Here is a 17,671-nt window from a genome sequence, read left to right as displayed (position 1 = left end):
AATTTCACCTTATGAATTTCTTAAGATTTTCTTAAAGCAAAGGAAGTTTTACTGTAAATATAGTATTTTTTGTGTTACTTTCTACAGTGATTGTCCCATCGTGAGCTGTAACAATTTCCTTGGCGATGGCCAAACCCAGCCCTGCTCCACCAGTGTTTGTAGAACGTGCAGAATCTAATCGATAAAATTTTTCAAAAATAACATCAAGCTTTGCCTGTGGGATTGGATTTCCCTGATTAGTAAAAGTTATAACAATATTTTTATCCTGCTGCCCTGCAGAAATGTCAATGACGCTATTTTCATCGCTATAGGCAATGGCATTTTTCAAAATATTATTGAACACACGAGCCAGTTTTTCTGCATCTCCCCACAGAGTGAGTCCGTCAGGTACATTGACAGATACCTGCTTTCCCTGTGGAGTCAGCATTGGATAGAATTCATCTGCCATCTGCTGGAGCATGAACAGTAAATTGATTTTTTCTTTATTCAAAACAATAGTTTGAAGATTGAATCTTGTGATCTCAAAAAACTCATTGATAAGCTGCTCTAGCCGATAAGCTTTTTCCAAGGTAATACCGACATATTTTGCCTTCTGTTCAGCAGGCATATCAGGAGCCTCATCCAGAAGACTTAAGTATCCTATAACTGAGGTCAGAGGTGTCTTTATATCATGAGCCAAGTAAACGACCAAATCATTTTTGCGCTGCTCGGCATCAAGTGCAGCTTTCTTCTTCTTTTCCAAGTTGTTTTTAATCTGATTCAGCTTGTTTTCCATAAAATCCAATTCCGGTGATAATGTAATTTCACCATTGGATTCCTCAACAAGTTTATCCATTCCGCTACTTACTTCATCAAAATATTTAGTAAACCAAGAAATTGAAAATCTAAGCAAAATAACTAAAAATATGAGAATCATAATAAGTGTAATAATGTCCTTATTATAAAGAAATGTATACCGATAAATTATTACAGCATCGCTGTCACTCAAATAAAACTTATTCTTTAAAAATTGTACAATGCTATCTCCAACACTGAAGTTTTCTTGAATTACAAAACGCAGGAAAATAACAGTTGCAGCCGTGGCAAAAACAATAAGGAGCATTCGAAAAAAAACTTTCCTTTTTAATTTTGTATAATCATTCCTTCTTTTATCTCTGTTACTTTTCAATTTTATAGCCAACTCCCCATACCGTTTTGATATATTTAGGATGTTCCGCGTTGTCGTGCATTTTTTTTCTTAAATGCCGAATATGAACCATTACCGTATTATTGCTGTTGCTAAAGTACTTGTCTCCCCATACCTCGTGAAACAATTCTTCAGAGCTTACCACTCGTCCTCGATTGGAACAAAGGATCCAAAGAATAGAAAATTCCGTAGGCGTGAGAGAGAGCTTTTTCTCATTCAGCGTACATTCATGAGTATCCATGTCCAATACTAAACCGGAAAAGGCAATCAAATGTTCTTCCTGTTTTGGCTCTGAGAAATTATATTTGGTAAATCTCCGGAGCTGTGCCTTTACACGAGCAATTAGTTCTAATGGACGGAACGGCTTGGTGATATAGTCGTCAGCACCTAATGTCAGCCCAGTAATCTTATCGATTTCTTCTTCTTTGGCTGTAAGCATGATAATCGGAAAATTATGCTTTTCCCTGATTTGCTGACAGATTGAAAAACCGTCTATATCGGGGAGCATAACATCCAATATTGCTAAATCTATATTTTGGCTTTTAACACACTGCAAAGCATCCCGCCCATTATAGAACTTAAACACATTATAATTTTCGTTTTTTAAATATACTTCAATCAAGTCTGCAATAGAATGTTCATCATCCATCACTAAAATACTTTCTGTCATAGTCTGCTCAACTCCTTCTTTCACAAAAGCCCATAATATCATATCAAGGAATCGAAAACGGTTTTGTGGGTTTAATCTTATAAAATCCTTAAGATTATCTTAAGATAATGTGCTATTTTTCCTATTTTCTTTCAACCTACCATCGGCAGGCTTTGGAGCATCCTTTGGTATCGCCCATGAACGGCCAAAACGCACAACACCATCTATCCTTTTTTCTTCACAAAGCTTTTGTATTCTACGTTCAGAAATACCCCATTTAATTGCGGCATCCCGAACAGAAATATAGTCTAACATTTTGCCAACCTCCATGATAGGTTAGCTTTATTATATGCGCATATCCGTATAATATCAAGAAAAAGCACGAAATAATTAGATCTGGAAAACTAGCAATGCGAAATCAAAAACAACGGAAAAAGACTTTGTAAATTTGAATTTGAGCTTTACGTTATAAACCCTATTCAAACTGATTCTATGAAAATATCGGAATATGAATAATAACTAAAAATCTCATTCATAAATTCATTACCATTAACCTTACTTATATAATTATAAAAAGGGAACGCCATCAAAACCGACATTCTCTCATCATTACCCAGTCTTAATTTGCTTCACACTGCTAAATATAGACATGTATGAACACTCTAATTTAAATTTGAGAATAGAATAAACTTGTCTACACACTCCATGTCCAATACAACGGAAACATCGATTTTATTTTTCAAAACCTTATTTTTAAAATCATCGCCATTTGTTGTGAAAGTAGTGTATCGCGCAAAGTGCTGAAAACTCAGGATTTCTAAGTATCTCTCCTTTGCATTCCTATTACGCACTCCACATGCTCTGAGATGACAATAATGATATCACCTGAAGCTGGTATCCCCTTGTTGGAAGTATACCTTTCAAAAAATTTGACAAAACTTATCATCTAGTACAATTTCCATGCCTAAAACCGCAATATTAATATCCCTCGACTACTATAACTTCACCTTCTTCAGCAGTTGGGGGTTGAAAATGATCATAATAAGTGGAAGCTGTTTGCTCCGTCAATATGATATCATTTTGATGATTTCCGTTTCTTTTTCGAATACGTTCCATAACAACTTCCTTAGGTGTCTTTATATAATAGATTTTGGGTTCTATGTCGTATTTCTTTAATAATGAAATATATTCATTTCTCATTTCTCTAGAGCAAAATGAATAATCGAGAACAATATCAATGTTTTGCATGATAAGTGAAATTAGTTTTTCATCAAGATAGGTTTTAATATCTTCTAAAACCTCCTGAGGTAAAGGATGTTCTTTCAAACCTCGTTTGAATGATTCTTCATCATAAGATAGTATTGTCATCCCGGTACTTTCAAATTTTTTTGCTAATGTTGATTTACCTGCTCCCGCAGGGCCGCACATTAAAATAACTTTACTTTTTGACAAATTATCTACTGTATTTTTCATTGATATAACCTCCTATAACAAATCAAGAAAACATGACACTCTCCTTAAGCATTATTACCATTCGCTCTTTTCATGATTTTCTGTACTATTGATGTTTTGGCATCCGCATAGTGCTGAACATACCTCCACTTATTTTTTGCCAAGCTTCGCTTGACTTGTGCATATTTGTCCCGATCAGTTTCATTGGACCGTAACCAATCTCTAAAACGTAACATTCTGTCAATCTCAGATGTGCCTGAACTGAACACATGCAGGTTGATATCAGTATCAGGTCCTTTAAACAGACGGTGCTCGAACCAGTCAGACTCCCGAATTCTCAATGTATAACCAGTAGTTTCCATAGCTGGGACATAGGATGGCTCTTCGGCAGAGTTCTCCACAACCAGTATCATATCAATGATTGGTTTGGCACAAAGCCCCGGCACCGAGGTTGAGCCAACATGTTCAATCTGCAGTACTTTGTTGCCTAGTACTGAACGAATTTTATTCGCTTCTCGCTCAAATAAATCAGGCCAACTTGGATCGTATTCAACAAGTGTAATCGGTGCATTATGTGGCTTAAGCTCACCAATCATGTTCTTTTGCAGCTCTTCATCTGTCGTAGGCATGGAGCTATTATCAGATTTACACAACTCCACCAACTTCTTTACAGTATTGGCGTTTCTGATTGTAATGCAGTTGTAAACAGATTTCCCCACGGCTTTAGACCAGCGTGTCCTTGAGAATGTTTTTAATGGAGCAGACCAAAATATTACTCTGCCAATACTGCTGACTTTTTCATATTCAGGCTTAATTTCTCCCACTTCCTTAAATACTTCATCCACAGTGGTTGGCGGTATAACAAATATAGCATTATGTTTAGCTTCCTTATCAACATCCCACCATTCAGGTGCACTGCTTAGTGCGTCAATCAATTCTTCAGCAGATATGACCATCAATGAAAGTTCCAGCTTGAACTTCTCAAAAATCAAAGCTTCACAGTTCCTTTTCAAAAATTCAATGTCAGTATTATCACTCGAAAATATAATGTTGCCACTGTTAATATACGTAACCACATCCTGAAAACCTTTTTTCTCCAGCAATTCCCTTAATTCTTTCATTGATACTTTGTTTTTTCCGCCAACATTAATACCGCGAAGTAAAGTAATATATTTTATCACGTATTCACCCTGCCTTTCTAAACACCGAAAAAAGCATATTCCACATTTGCTTAAGTCAATCAGTATATTATCAAATAATTTTTAGCAGCTATTTTTTCTTTGCGATATAAAATACATAGCTGTAATAATCCTTAAACCGATTATACATGTCGGCTTCAATTTTACCTGCTTCAACGAATTCTTTAACTTCATCAGCATAATCATATTTTTTCAAGAATGCTTCTGACCTTTCCAATATCGGTTGATAATAATTATCTATCCAGCATTTATAATCTAGCACAAAATGGGCGACAGAAGTATATCCGCATTTCTCAATAACTGATAGCTTATTCTCGATTGTATCAATCTCTTGATATGCATTAACCCAGTACTGCTGGATTTCCTCTGGTCTTGTATCGGTTAGCCATGAAATTTCTGAAACAGCGATAAACCCGTTATCCTTCAAATATTTTCTCCACAGGTACAGGCCATTTTCAAAGCCGATGTTGTAGATTGCCCCCTCCGACCATATAACATCAAAAGAATTTTTCTCAAATGTTAAATTATCCATCAGCATTTCTTCGGCTACAATACGATTAATAAGGTTATTCTCTTTGGCTTTTTTCATAAGCATTTCTAAAAACTGCGGCAGCATATCGACCGCTGTGATTTGTGCAGCTGTGTTTTTTGCAAGGGTTATTGTCTGACCTCCTGATCCACAGCCAATATCCAATATTTTAGTTTTTTCATTCAAATAAGGAATAAGCTTAAGGGCTTTCAATGTTGCTTCTTCACTGCCCGGTCCCTGCCGTTCGTTATCCTTGTGAAACTCTATGATTAATTCTAATAAATCCATTTTAGTCTCCTTCAATAATATCTATTTTTTAAATATCGCTACGCTACATATGCACTACTATTCATCGAAGTGCAATAGAATATCCTGGACTGATTGTTCCGGAGACTGCTCTGAAGTGTCTAGCCAGAATCCAACTTTCGGAGTTTCTCTCATGAAGTCTGCATGCAGAGTTTCTACTGAAAAACCGGTATACCCGATTTTCTCTCGCATCTTCTCACGCTTTTTTACTGTCTCCACATCTGGGCATAATACTATTACATTTACAGAATAATCCTTTAACATACTCAATATGCGGGTTAATTCCTTGCCGTAGTAGTTGTCCTGCAAGACGACGGAAAAGCCGTTATCATAATAGGTTTTTGCCGCATCGGCAGCCAAACGGTAACGCAGATGTAGTTGGCTGACAGCTTCTTCAGACGGCTGCACGGACATATCAGCCCGTCCAGAAACAATCATTTTACGAAATATATCGCCCCGTAGATGCACTCCCTTTTTTATCTTTGAGGCAAGCAATTGAGCTACAGTAGATTTTCCGGACCCCATAACGCCGGTGATTAAATAGATTGCCCTCTTCAGTTTCTCCAAATTTTTCATGTCGATTTTATCAACTTCTCTAAGCTCATATCCACTGTGAAATAATTTTTGAGCTTCAGCAGAAATACATGGAATAACTCGACCTTCAAACACTGCAGTGGAAAACCATTTTGCTTCAAACTCATACCAACCACCTTGTGGATCAGCCTGTCTGGCACTTCCATCTTTATTTATTATTAAAGGATGTATATCTATATATCCCAATTCAGGATGGTATAATTCAATACGTGAAGGGCTCCAATCAACTACTATTTCATAACCTATTTCTTTCAGTTTATATAATAGAGCTTTCGTAAACTCTCCATCAAAATCAACGTCAATATCTCGATGTTCTCTGTTTTGTTTCCCAAGTAAAATATCTACTCCCCAGCCACCATCTATCCAATATTTCATTTCCATACTATCTAATAAATCCAATACTTCTATTAGATTTTCCTTAGTTACAATTTCTTTATTATTCATAAAATCTCACTTTATAATCTTATTTATTATTTTCCATTAATTCTTCTAACCCAGATTCTGATGTCAGCTTTTCAAGATTATTAAATATCTTCTCTTCATCCCAGTTCCACCACCCTAGCTTTAGCAAAAATTGAGTCTTTTCATCACTAAACCGTTTCTTGATAAATTTGGCTGGGTTACCACCATATATTGCATAAGATTCAATACTTTTTACTACAGTTGAGTTAGCAGCAATAATAGCACCATCACCAATTTTAACACCCGGCATGATAGTAACATATTGCCCTATCCAAACATCGTTGCCGATTACTGTATCACCCTTGAAAGGAAGTTGCTCTATTGTAGGTGTTATCTTTTCCCACCCACAACCAAATATATTAAACGGATAGGTTGTAATTCCATCCATTCTGTGATTTGCTCCATTCATGATAAACTTAACACCCTCTGCAATTGCGCAGAACTTGCCTATTATCAGTTTATCCCCCAAGAATTCGTAGTGGTGCTCTATATTATCATAGAATTTCTCAGGAGATTTATTATTATCGCTATAATAGGTATATTCCCCAATCTCAACATTGGATCTTTTAGGCAAATTGCTTATATAACAAACAGTCTTTATATTTTCATTGGGATAAAGTTTCTTCTTATCTGGTCCAGTCATAAAATACTCACTCCTTTTAGGCTTTCTACCTCATTGATTAATCCTTCAAGTATATCTATTCCTTTTCTTGTACAATCTGCGTCAGTTGACATTAAGGAAATAACCTTATCCACCCTTTCCTTGTAATTGCTTGGCTTGATTTTAAAATCTTCAATCATCCTAACAGCCTTTTTCTCATTTATACAGTATTCTCTATTCACCGCAAATAAGACCTGATTTAAACAAGATATACTTCGAAAGCAATGTCCACAAACATAGGATAAATCGTCTTTGTCTATATTGTCCTTAGCAAACATTAAAGAGAACTCTGCTTCAAATATAAAAAAGTCAACTAAACTTTTCCGCAAGGCAGCGGGGTAAGTTTCTGCCAGTTTTTTAAATTCGCATAAGCTTTCATTCTTGGCATATAGTATTTTGCTAATCGCTAATTCTCCTCGATACATAGTACTTATATATCCATGGGGATGCCCCGTCTGATAATTAGCCGTAACAATTCCCTGCTCAGTATCTTTGATTATTTGTTCCACCCGTTTTATATCACGTAAAATCAAGTCAACATGATACCCATTTATAACTAACCATCCGCCACCATTAATCCAATCACCCCACGCTCCGGGAGGTACAATGAGATTACTTCTATTCTCATCATCCAAATCTGTAGCAATTTGATTAATCGCTATCAGGTCAAATAATTCTGAATTGTAATAGATTCCGATATCTATATCAGAATCCTCCGTATGCGTACCTCTAGCACGTGAACCACCTAAAACTATGCCTTCTATATATGACAAAGAGGATAATTTTTCTCTCACTAATTGAATAATATTATCTACCATATCAAAACACTCCTTTATTACTTTTTATTATTCATCTAACAATTTAATAACTGGAATAAGTGGGCAAACTAGGGCAATACCAACTATTAGGGTTCCAGATATTAAAAACCAATTATTTACACCATTTCTATCAGCAAATATTCCTGATAGAATTAAACCTAGCGGCATAGCCAGTGACATAATGCTTCCTGTAAAAGAAAACACACGTCCTAAATATTCAGGTTTAATTTTTTCTTGAAAAAGAGCCATTTGAAACTACTTATTCAGCAATCGCGCCCAGTTGAAAGGATCCTCCAGGATTAATCGTATATTATATATTTTCCTTCCTCCTGTATCTTTTTTAAAGATGTAAGCATATTATTTATTTCTTCATCAGAATGTCTTTCCCATGATCCTAATTCAGCTATTATTTTCAAAGGAGATTTAGATCTATAAGAACGTGTGGGGTTTCCAGGAAATCTTTTATCAGTTAAGTTCGGATCATTTTCAAAATCACCTAATGGTTCTACAATATAAATTCTTTCCTTTGATTCAGATGCTGCTAATTCAGCACCCCATTTAGCAGCATTTAATGTTGCAGTAAAATATATATAGTTGGATTTTTTATCTTGGTAATTTGATAAGTGTTGCGGTTTTAATAAATCTCCAATTTTAAGTTCTGCTTTAGTACCATGAAAGAAAGGTCCATTATCTAAAACATCATGTTTGTTATCCATACTGATCCACCTCTTATATTTTTTTGATTTATGCATATCATTTATTATCTATATCTTTTTCTGCTATACTTATATTCAAATTCCCTTATGTCATCTATAAATCACCCCAAAAATAGGGGTCAAAAAACGGTGTTTTTTCACTCATTTTTTGCTCCAAAACCGACCTTAAACCACTATATGTTGTGGTCAAGTTCTACTTTTTGCCCTCTGAACCACAATGCGTCATCAGAATTATACTCTCAACGTGCCTTGGGAGTACAATAATGATGTCGTAGGTAGATAGTAGCCCCTTGGTGGTAGGATATATTTCTTAATTCGCATCTATTTATTTGTCTACTAATGCATAATGACATCTTTGTATTAAAATTATAAACAATAAAGCCCTCAAATTATTAATTCAAAGGCTTTGTTGTTTACAATTTACATTACTTAATTATTTATATTTTTCTTAATTTTTTTATAAGGATGTGATAAGTCTAGGTTTACATAAACCACTAATTTATTATCTATTTTCCCAGTGTTCTTTTGCATTATCAAACATTTCATCTAAAGACATATCATCAAATATTTCATCCTCTAGCTTCAAATAATCTTCTTTACTTATTCCTTCGGAATGGCGTATGAATCGTAAAAATCCAGAGTATCCTAGTTCTTTTATTAATGCTCTAGAACCCTTTTCTATTATTTCTTTATCTGTGAATTTACTTTTTTCATTCAATAACATCAATATCCATCTCCTTTCTAAGAAAATCTATAGGATTGTATAGTTTAATATTTTTGATTATTTCTTTCAAATTATCTCTATTTTTTTCTACTGCCTTTATAAATTTATCATCACATGTTATAAAATATTTGCAGCCCCCATATACAGCTGAGGCAAGGTGTAAAGCATCTTTACCTTTTGTATTTGATTTCATAACTATATCTTTGGCTATTAGTTTAATATTATCATTAGGCTGTATTACATCATTACACAAGGTAGAAATAGATATAATATTAAGTTTCCTCTCTATAAAAGGATTTCTACTATTTTCATATTCCAAAATAAACGACCAAACTAATTCATATTTTCCCTTTTCGATTAATTCAAATAAAATATCTATTGCCATAGACTCAAATCTTATTCTTATCTGTGTTTGATCATCAAATACTCTATTGTATATATTCATATCAAAATATACTTTCATCTATATTCCCCCACCTATCTATGTGCCCCTCTTATATTTATTATATCATATCTAAAGAAAATCTGTCCTATCCAATATAACCTATCCATAATAAAAAATCTTCGTATACTATAGTTTACTTAGTTCATCCATCATTGCAGGTCTGTTCCTATATTTGGATTTCCATTCACTTGCAATTTCCGATACCTTTTCCTTACCTTTTGGGTATTTCTTCATTCTCCTTAAAATAGATACCATCTCTCTATAATATCCCCTGCCAGAGGTATTCGTTGCCATAGACTTTACTGTATTTTCATATTTATCAAGAAGTTCTTTGGGATAAATATCTTTTAAAATTTCTTCATACTCTATTAACATATACAAGCCATTAGAATCTATAACTATCTTAATTAATCTATCATATAATCCCTCTAGCACATATAGTTTATCAACTCCACTATAAGGGGATAATTTAGTAAAAACTATTTCCCTCTTTTCCATCCATTCTTTATCTGTATAAATTGATTTTAACTCTTTATATAATTCTAAATCCCCTGCTTTATAGTTTAAAACCAACAACCATAGCTCTTCTTTATACAACTTATCTTGCCCAGTTTTCTTATATAAGTTCTTTAAATTCAAACTATAATCAAGTACAATTCCTGGCCAATCTTTTTCCTTGCCTTTACCTTCCCTAAGTAATTTAATTGCCATATCATAGTCTTCTCTATCTATGCAAATATCAATATAATATTCTCTCACTTTATTAATTTTCAAATTTTCCTTACAGTAATCTTCAATTATGTTTTGGCTTACCTCCATTTCCTCCATAATATTTATACGTCGTAGTAGCAATTCACCAAGACCATAATTATTAGACCATGAATTTTCTTCTTTTTTATATTCTCTTATCTTATTATCTAGGAAAATAATTTTCTCTTCCATAAATTCATCTTCTTTAAAGTCATCAAATATGATCTCTTCTATATAATTCTCCATGTAATCTATAACTGAACCATTCAAATGCCCAGTGAACCAATTGTATATCTTTCTTTTAAGTTCAATGCTACTATTATCTAATATTTCCTGCCATATTTCTAAACACCTGTTGGCTACCTGTCCAGTTCCTCCATCTGAATCATCCATATCTTGGTTCCCTACTTTAATAAATATATAATTAGTAAGTTCAAAGGCCTCCTTTAATTGATTATTATCTATCATTGCTTGTATATCATTATCTAGAAGTTCTTCAATTTCTGATATAAAATCACAAGCATTTTTATAGTCAACAAAGTCATGATATCCTGCATATCTTCTAAAAATATTATTTATTTGGTTTTTATAACGCTTCATATCTGCCTGTGAGATGTCACAGTGTAAGCTACTTTTGAATCTATTTAATAATTTTTCATCATTTTTTAAAATATCAACTAAAAAACCTTCAACTAGCACAGTGTCTGCTTCTTTTACTAATTTAGTAATGTTTGTTTCTATGTCTTCTATTTTTAAAGCCCTATCTTTATCCTCCAGACAAAATAATACTGCAGCCATATGCTTGCAATTATTTCCATCATCTGCATACGGACAGTTACAACTTAATTCTATTATTTCATCATCCTCTTTTACAATCTCAACTTTATATTTTTCAGTTCCATATACTGTAGCCCCTATTATATTTCCCTTAAAATATACATTTTCAACAAGACTATTAATGAAATAATCTAAGCCTCTTCCCAATATATGATCTTGGAATAAATATTTCCACATTATCTTAGCTCCTTTATACTAAGGTATACTTTTTTAGTAACATTACTGAATTACAATTCAAATTTAATATAGTCTAAACTCTCTCTCAATAAAGGCACGCACAGTTTCCTTCAGCTCATTACTGAATTCTTCGAGATCTTCAAAACTAATCGCCCCATCATTTATAAGAGAAGTAATGTTATAAATAAGATTTGATCGACTCATTTCTAATTGAACGCCAGTCTTCTTTCTATCTTCCTTTAATCTCTTGTCCAGTCTCCAAAACTTTTCTGATGGATTAGCGTCTTCACTTAATAATTCTATGTACTCCTTATTGAGCCTATCCATATAGGCCTCCTGCCAATTAGCAATTTTATTTTTAAATATAATCCAATCTTTTTTCATAAATCCTTGCTCTTTCAAAATTTTAAACCTCCCACTAATTTCAAAGAATATATGTTACCGTTGTATCCTACTATAGCATGTAAATTTTTGCAAGAAAAGAAATCAGTAAGTATTGCATATTCCGCTTTATATTTATAATAATTGTACCATATTAACATCGGAACAAACGTTTTAGAATTTATATCTAATTTTATCATTAAATATAAATTTATAATTTGAAAGTGATTAATATTACTACCCTGAAAGCTGTAAATCAATTATAGTGACTTAAGAGCTATATACTCAAATCAATCTACACATATTTCTAAGTGTGTATAGTTTCGAATTGAAATAACCTACTTTCAGATTAACATAAGCATACTCGAATACAAGAAAACTCAATTTTGTAATGGACAGGTTCCCAAGTACAGAAAAGGCATTGAATGTCATCTATTAATTCAATGCCTTAATCCCCCTAAAATCATTGATATCACTATCGCATATTACCTTTCCAACTTCACGATCACTTCACAATGCCTTAAGTGTACAATAATGATGTCATATCAAGCCACTGGTTTCTTGGTGGCAGGGTATTTTTAGTAATGCTGGATTATACAATCTCAAATTTCTTAATGTTTTTGTATCTTCCACTGACCAATTTGAATCTTGCTACTTCACCATTATTATTTTGGTATTTAATCACTTAGTATTTTCCTGCCATATTCTAATACTTCTATATCAAATTGTAAGCAATCAAACTCTCAAATAATTTCTATGTTTTGAAGGCTTTATTCTTTACAATTTGAATCTATTTTTATTATAAAAATTATATCATACATTAAATTTATAAACTGTATTGTCATCAAAAATGGAGCAAAACATATAATTCTGCTCCCCTATAATTTGAGACCCCTTACCTTATCTCCTTCTTCACTTTTGGCAGTTAGCATTATAACTGGAATATTACTAACTTCTCTTATTTTTCTTATTACAGAAAAACCATCTACTTCTGGCAACATTATATCTAAAATAATCAGGTGAAATTTACTTTTTTTCATCTTTTCCAATCCTATAATTCCATTTTCAGCATAGATTGGTTGATAATTCTCCTTCCTTAGGCAATTAACAAGTAATCTCCCTAAATCAATATCATCATCAATAATTAAGATTTTAATTCTCTCTTCCAAATCATTTTCCTCCAATCTAAATATAAGATCACTATTTTACCTTGTCATCACCCCAATCATTCGATGTCATCTATAAAACACCCCTAAAAACAGGATCAAAAAACGGTGTTTTTTCACTGTTTTCCGACCCCGAAATCACCCTTCAACTACTACATGTTGTGCCTAAACCCTATTTTTCCGTGTCTGAAACACAATACGTCATCAGAATCACGCACTCAACATGCCTTGAGGTGGCAATAAAGATGTTGTAAGTAGATATTACCACCTTGGTGGTAGGATAATATTTCTAAATAGAAGTTCCATATTGATCAATACCATGTCTAGAACATGATGTCAATCATTACTACTAATACAGTTAATCTATACTCTTTCTCTTATAATCATCAATTCTAGTCTTGTTATCATATGCAAGTAAATACTCATTGTATTGGGAATCATCATAATCAGACCCTAATATTTTTTTAACTTCTTTTGCTGATAATCCCTTTCTTTGATTAAATTTATCACAGGGATAATTAGAACATTCCCCACAATGAGAAAGTTCTTCATTTATGTCACATTTCCTTACAGGACAGTCAGTATCTATAAGTTTTGCTTCCGTCTTCTGGCAACGGCAACCATCACAGTAGATATTTTTAGGAGAAATATCAAGATCATAACAACTCTTCCACATTTCAGAAAGTTCTTTCCGCTGGTCATTTTTTAATATATTAGGTGAATACGCTTTGCATAAATCACAACAATAACCACATTTAGTTAGATTAATCACATTTATCCCTACTTCCTATTAGGTTTTTTCTTTATTAAAATGAGCTTTTTAATATCATCAACAAGTAAATCTCTATTATAATCTAAATATAGCCATTTACCATCATGATATTGATGTGTGTTATCATAAAAATCCCTTATATACTGGGTGAACTCTTGTCTTGAATTCTCAAATTTTTCCCGTTCCACCTTTCCAAAGATCACTAAAATCTTCAAACCTAGTTCCCGCGGGTATAGCGCGCAAAGAGTTTTGCCACCTCTACGATATTTAAGTTCGTAAATACCTGTTTTGCCTCCTTTGTCCCACATAGACTCAACATTATAATTCTTTTCAATAAAACTATTAATTTCAGTCCATGCTTTGAATTTCTCTTTGCCCATAATTTGTTGTAGTTCCTCTTCTGATGGTATCTTTTCTAACATTTCAATTTGCCTCCTTTTCTATATCTATTTTATCAAGATGCTACTTTATAATTTTATTATATTATATTGGACAAAAGTTCGTTTAACAATTCGAAATTACAGTTATATCCATTCTTTTTTAGCATCAGAAATTATAAATCTAAGTGGATATACTCCCCAAAATACAGAAACCATCGAATGCCATCTATATTCAACGGCTTAAACTATTGATATCACTACACTCTATTGCTTTTCTAACTTCACGATAACCTCAACGTGCCCAGTCCTAGGGAACATATCCATCAACTTAACTTTCTTTATCTCATATTCCCTTTCTCTAAATACTTTCAAATCCCTAACTAATGTCACAGGATTGCAGGATACATACACAAATATTTCCGGACTGAAGTCTATGATTTTATTGATAGCTTTAGGGTGAATTCCGTCTCTCGGAGGATCTATTACAATCAAATCCGGTCTTCCCTTGAGATTGTCCACTGCCTTCAGCACATCTCCTGCTATAAATTCTACATTACTAATATTATTGAGCCTTGCATTTTCTTGAGCCTTCTCCACAGCTTCTTCTACTATTTCTATCCCAATTACTTTCTTTGCAACCGGCGCCATGATTTGTGCTATAGTTCCTGTTCCGGAATATAGATCAAATACCACCTTATCATCTATATCTCCGGCAAATTCTCTGGCAATGGAATACAACTTCTCCGCACCTAAGGTATTGGTCTGGAAGAAAGAAAAAGGTGATACCTTAAACTTTAATCCTAATATTTCTTCTATTATAAAGTCCTTTCCATAAAGAATATCCAATTTATCCGCTTTGACTATATCTCCCAACCCATCATTTATGCTATGGAGTATACCTGCTATTTTCCCATTCAAACCGTCTATATTCAATAGCATGTTTATAAATCCTTCTATGTCCCAATTTTCTTGACTTGTAGTTACAATATTTATTAAGATTTCTCCTGTTGATGCGGATTTTCTTATGACTAGGTGCCTTAGGACTCCTTTATGAGACCTTTTTTTGAAATAAGGTGTATTTTTGCCTTCAAAATATCCTCTGACAGTTTCTCGAATTGTTGTGAAATCTTTGTCTACAATATTGCACTCATCTACATTGACAACCTCATAAAATCTACCTCTCTTATGCATTCCCAATGCTAATGGTCCGTCTTTTACCTCATCCCCAAAAGTGTACTCCATCTTGTTTCTATATCCATTAACTATAGGGCTTTTCTCTATACCTTCTATTTCAACTCCTATGTCTTCAGCATCAAATAATCTTTGAACTTGATTCAATTTATATTCTATTTCTTTTTCGTAGGGCAATTTTTGATATAAACATCCTCCGCATGCTCCAAAATGAGGACACCCCATTTCCGTCTCAAGTGGGGAGTCCTCTAAAACTTCATTCAATTTTACTTCTAAATTTCCCCTTCTTCTTCTACTGATTTTTGCACTTACCTTTTGTCCCTTGATTCCGCCTTTAAATTTTACTGCCTCTCCATTAACCACAGCAGTGCCCTTATTGGGGAAATTAACTTCATCTATTATAAATTCGATTGTATTCTTATTTTTATCCATTAGTCACTCACTTTCCATATGCTCTAAAATCCTCTTTTGACCATAAATGCCCACCAATACTCCGATTTGTAGTCTAATATATCTTCAATTTCCTCTTGTGTTATTGTAAACTTTGGAAATTGTTCTGTGTAACTTACCATCTCATCGGGGTTGAAATAAATATCAATAACACTTCCATTTGTTATAAAATCTACATTGTCTATGTTGCCATCCCATTGAACATAATCATACATTCCGACTCCTTGAGAATTTTTTTGCTCCATTTGGCCTCTAATCATATCTGCTATTATTCTTTTATAATCACTGTCTTCTTTGAACAAATCCTCGAATTCAAAGAATGTTCCCTTATTCAAATTGATATTATAAACCTTTCCTGTTGCAATTGGATACAAATCATCTTTTAACAAATATTCCGATGTTTTGCTGATTGTTAATAAATCATTTATTTTTCTAACAGTATAATTTGTATTATAATAGGTATATTCATTCTTATTTTCAATATCCTCTACGAATCCTTCATATAATCTTTTATTTATGCCATCCTCTACTGATTTATCCTTCAATCCTTCTACTACCGGATACCTAATATTTAGACCGTCTTTTTCATCAAATACATCTTCAATCACCTGTGCATTTTCACTTAATTGGTATATATTCTTTTCCTCCCAAATTATCTCACCCTTGGAATTATAATAGGATAATTTGTTATTTGCTAAAACTTTGCTAACGGATCCGTTATAATAAATATCAGCATTACCATTGAACTCCGGTCCTTTAAATGACTTCTCCCCTGATAAGTCTATCAAATAGGAATTTTCTCCATCATATGCACAAACTAAATCCGTATTTATCTTGACCTTATTGCTGCCAATATTATCGTAAATAAAATCCGTGGTGAATTTGGACTCTCCTTTGGCTTTAAATAGTGCATATTTCCCATTTCCCTTTACCGCAAAACAGCCTTCTCCTAATGATTTTATATCCTCATATTTCATTTCAAGAACTTCATTTCCATTGGTATCAATCAATCCAAAATCTTCTGATTCATTGACTATGATTATTCCATTATCCACCTCAGGGTTCATGGAACTATATGTGGGCTGAACTTTTACTTCCCCATTTCCATCAACGATGCCGATTTTTTCATTTTCCTTAAAAAAATATAAATCCATGCCCTCCATCTTTGACATCATCTCATAGGACAATTCTTTAAGGATATTGCCTTCTTTATTTAAAAGTTTATATCCTTCATTTTCTTTTACCAATGCTTTACCATCTACAAAATCCCAAGCTTCGCTAAATTTAGGTTCAATGATATTTTTACCAGATTTATCTAAGTACCCGAATGTTGGCTGACCATTATCTCCAATCTCAGCCACTGTAAATATTCCATCGCTGTATGGACCAATATACATAAATTCATCTGTAGAAAACTGTTCTTCTCCTTTATAATTAAATAAATGACTATACTTACCGTCAAAGGCATAAAAATATCCATTTTCAAAATCGGACACAAATTGATATTTTGGAGTCAGTATTTCCTTTCCACTTGTATCGACAACACCATAATAATTTTCTGACTGTACTTTTGCTAATCCCTCTTCTGAAAAATCAAAGGTCTCGTCATATTTAGGCTCTATTTTGAATTTTCCTTTGTCATTGATATATCCCCAAATCTTCTTATTATCTTGTAACTCATAAGCAGGATACAAATTTACATTTCCCTTCTTAGTGCATCCTGTCAAACTTATTAAAATTATTATTGCTAATACAGCTATTTTGCTTCTTCTCATAATGCCACCTCTTCTAAAAGTAGTAGAAACTATATTATAAATTATAATAAA

19 protein-coding genes and 1 pseudogene are annotated in these 17,671 nt (G+C 33.2%); all 20 read right to left on the bottom strand.

Annotation, left to right across the window (positions count from 1 at the left end; all coding sequences use genetic code 11):
• Positions 1-31: 31 nt before the first annotated feature.
• Entirely contained in the window at positions 32-1,180 is a 1,149-nt protein-coding gene (gene vanS / locus H8707_RS05550) for a vancomycin resistance histidine kinase VanS (protein WP_262429143.1), read from the bottom strand.
• Positions 1,158-1,856 carry a VanR-ABDEGLN family response regulator transcription factor gene (vanR, locus tag H8707_RS05545; RefSeq protein WP_262429404.1) on the bottom strand — a complete coding sequence of 233 codons (699 nt, stop codon included), beginning with the start codon at positions 1,854-1,856 and terminating at the stop codon, positions 1,158-1,160. The genes vanS and vanR overlap by 23 nt, the downstream gene beginning before the upstream one ends.
• Positions 1,857-1,955: 99 nt before the next feature.
• The gene (locus tag H8707_RS05540) at positions 1,956-2,150 is read right to left on the bottom strand and encodes a helix-turn-helix domain-containing protein (protein ID WP_262429142.1); all 195 of its coding nucleotides are present in this window, start codon (positions 2,148-2,150) and stop codon (positions 1,956-1,958) included.
• Positions 2,151-2,813: 663 nt separating this feature from the next.
• Positions 2,814-3,308, bottom strand: a complete 495-nt coding sequence (locus tag H8707_RS05535) for an AAA family ATPase (RefSeq protein WP_262429141.1) — start codon at positions 3,306-3,308, stop codon at positions 2,814-2,816.
• A gap of 44 nt (positions 3,309-3,352) precedes the next feature.
• Positions 3,353-4,468 carry a GrpB family protein gene (locus H8707_RS05530; RefSeq protein WP_262429140.1) on the bottom strand — a complete coding sequence of 372 codons (1,116 nt, stop codon included), beginning with the start codon at positions 4,466-4,468 and terminating at the stop codon, positions 3,353-3,355.
• A gap of 88 nt (positions 4,469-4,556) precedes the next feature.
• Positions 4,557-5,303: a class I SAM-dependent methyltransferase gene (locus tag H8707_RS05525; RefSeq protein WP_262429139.1), complete on the bottom strand. Its 747-nt coding sequence runs from the start codon at positions 5,301-5,303 to the stop codon at positions 4,557-4,559.
• Between the two features lie 57 nt (positions 5,304-5,360).
• The gene (locus H8707_RS05520; RefSeq protein WP_262429138.1) at positions 5,361-6,359 is read right to left on the bottom strand and encodes a nucleotidyltransferase domain-containing protein; all 999 of its coding nucleotides are present in this window, start codon (positions 6,357-6,359) and stop codon (positions 5,361-5,363) included.
• A 19-nt stretch (positions 6,360-6,378) separates the two neighbouring features.
• Positions 6,379-7,020, bottom strand: a complete 642-nt coding sequence (locus tag H8707_RS05515; protein ID WP_262429137.1) for a Vat family streptogramin A O-acetyltransferase — start codon at positions 7,018-7,020, stop codon at positions 6,379-6,381.
• The gene (locus H8707_RS05510; RefSeq protein WP_262429136.1) at positions 7,017-7,856 is read right to left on the bottom strand and encodes a nucleotidyltransferase domain-containing protein; all 840 of its coding nucleotides are present in this window, start codon (positions 7,854-7,856) and stop codon (positions 7,017-7,019) included. The genes H8707_RS05515 and H8707_RS05510 overlap by 4 nt, the downstream gene beginning before the upstream one ends.
• A gap of 27 nt (positions 7,857-7,883) precedes the next feature.
• Positions 7,884-8,108: pseudogene (locus tag H8707_RS05505) on the bottom strand (hypothetical protein); the annotation flags it as partial.
• Between the two features lie 47 nt (positions 8,109-8,155).
• Complete coding sequence (arr, locus tag H8707_RS05500; protein ID WP_130806155.1) at positions 8,156-8,572, bottom strand: NAD(+)--rifampin ADP-ribosyltransferase; 417 nt, start codon at positions 8,570-8,572, stop codon at positions 8,156-8,158.
• 502 nt (positions 8,573-9,074) lie between these two features.
• Positions 9,075-9,299, bottom strand: coding sequence for a hypothetical protein (locus H8707_RS05495; RefSeq protein ID WP_262429135.1), 225 nt, complete (start codon positions 9,297-9,299; stop codon positions 9,075-9,077).
• Positions 9,283-9,759 (bottom strand): PIN domain-containing protein, encoded by a 477-nt coding sequence (locus H8707_RS05490; protein WP_262429134.1) that lies wholly within the window; start codon positions 9,757-9,759, stop codon positions 9,283-9,285. Before H8707_RS05490 ends, H8707_RS05495 begins: the two co-directional genes overlap by 17 nt.
• A 108-nt stretch (positions 9,760-9,867) precedes the next feature.
• A complete protein-coding gene (locus H8707_RS05485) occupies positions 9,868-11,505 on the bottom strand; it encodes an SWIM zinc finger family protein (protein ID WP_262429133.1) in 1,638 nt (545 codons plus the stop codon).
• A gap of 63 nt (positions 11,506-11,568) precedes the next feature.
• Positions 11,569-11,907 carry a multidrug transporter gene (locus H8707_RS05480; protein ID WP_262429132.1) on the bottom strand — a complete coding sequence of 113 codons (339 nt, stop codon included), beginning with the start codon at positions 11,905-11,907 and terminating at the stop codon, positions 11,569-11,571.
• 857 nt (positions 11,908-12,764) lie between these two features.
• Positions 12,765-13,055 carry a response regulator gene (locus H8707_RS05475; protein ID WP_262429131.1) on the bottom strand — a complete coding sequence of 97 codons (291 nt, stop codon included), beginning with the start codon at positions 13,053-13,055 and terminating at the stop codon, positions 12,765-12,767.
• Between the two features lie 355 nt (positions 13,056-13,410).
• A complete protein-coding gene (locus tag H8707_RS05470; RefSeq protein WP_262429130.1) occupies positions 13,411-13,824 on the bottom strand; it encodes a DUF3795 domain-containing protein in 414 nt (137 codons plus the stop codon).
• An 8-nt stretch (positions 13,825-13,832) separates the two neighbouring features.
• Entirely contained in the window at positions 13,833-14,246 is a 414-nt protein-coding gene (locus H8707_RS05465) for a DUF3788 domain-containing protein (protein WP_216585327.1), read from the bottom strand.
• A 222-nt stretch (positions 14,247-14,468) separates the two neighbouring features.
• A complete protein-coding gene (gene rlmD / locus H8707_RS05460) occupies positions 14,469-15,827 on the bottom strand; it encodes a 23S rRNA (uracil(1939)-C(5))-methyltransferase RlmD (RefSeq protein ID WP_262429129.1) in 1,359 nt (452 codons plus the stop codon).
• A gap of 23 nt (positions 15,828-15,850) precedes the next feature.
• Entirely contained in the window at positions 15,851-17,620 is a 1,770-nt protein-coding gene (locus H8707_RS05455) for a WG repeat-containing protein (protein WP_262429128.1), read from the bottom strand.
• Between the last annotated feature and the right edge of the window lie 51 nt (positions 17,621-17,671).

The sequence above is a fragment of the Paratissierella segnis genome (assembly GCF_014385195.1).
Lineage (GTDB): Bacteria > Bacillota > Clostridia > Tissierellales > Tissierellaceae > Paratissierella > Paratissierella segnis.
Note: the sequence above shows the minus strand (reverse complement) of the source record. Positions and strands in the feature narration are given on the sequence as shown.

What these genes read in the sequence shown, in the direction of transcription:
- vanR (WP_262429404.1), bottom strand. Translation starts at nt 1,856, where the DNA reads ATGACAGAAAGTATTTTAGTGATGGATGATGAACATTCTATTGCAGAC.
- H8707_RS05540 (WP_262429142.1), bottom strand. Translation starts at nt 2,150, where the DNA reads ATGTTAGACTATATTTCTGTTCGGGATGCCGCAATTAAATGGGGTATT.
- H8707_RS05535 (WP_262429141.1), bottom strand. Translation starts at nt 3,308, where the DNA reads ATGAAAAATACAGTAGATAATTTGTCAAAAAGTAAAGTTATTTTAATG.
- H8707_RS05525 (WP_262429139.1), bottom strand. Translation starts at nt 5,303, where the DNA reads ATGGATTTATTAGAATTAATCATAGAGTTTCACAAGGATAACGAACGG.
- H8707_RS05520 (WP_262429138.1), bottom strand. Translation starts at nt 6,359, where the DNA reads ATGAATAATAAAGAAATTGTAACTAAGGAAAATCTAATAGAAGTATTG.
- H8707_RS05515 (WP_262429137.1), bottom strand. Translation starts at nt 7,020, where the DNA reads ATGACTGGACCAGATAAGAAGAAACTTTATCCCAATGAAAATATAAAG.
- H8707_RS05510 (WP_262429136.1), bottom strand. Translation starts at nt 7,856, where the DNA reads ATGGTAGATAATATTATTCAATTAGTGAGAGAAAAATTATCCTCTTTG.
- arr (WP_130806155.1), bottom strand. Translation starts at nt 8,572, where the DNA reads ATGGATAACAAACATGATGTTTTAGATAATGGACCTTTCTTTCATGGT.
- H8707_RS05490 (WP_262429134.1), bottom strand. Translation starts at nt 9,759, where the DNA reads ATGAAAGTATATTTTGATATGAATATATACAATAGAGTATTTGATGAT.
- H8707_RS05485 (WP_262429133.1), bottom strand. Translation starts at nt 11,505, where the DNA reads ATGTGGAAATATTTATTCCAAGATCATATATTGGGAAGAGGCTTAGAT.
- H8707_RS05465 (WP_216585327.1), bottom strand. Translation starts at nt 14,246, where the DNA reads ATGTTAGAAAAGATACCATCAGAAGAGGAACTACAACAAATTATGGGC.
- rlmD (WP_262429129.1), bottom strand. Translation starts at nt 15,827, where the DNA reads ATGGATAAAAATAAGAATACAATCGAATTTATAATAGATGAAGTTAAT.
- H8707_RS05455 (WP_262429128.1), bottom strand. Translation starts at nt 17,620, where the DNA reads ATGAGAAGAAGCAAAATAGCTGTATTAGCAATAATAATTTTAATAAGT.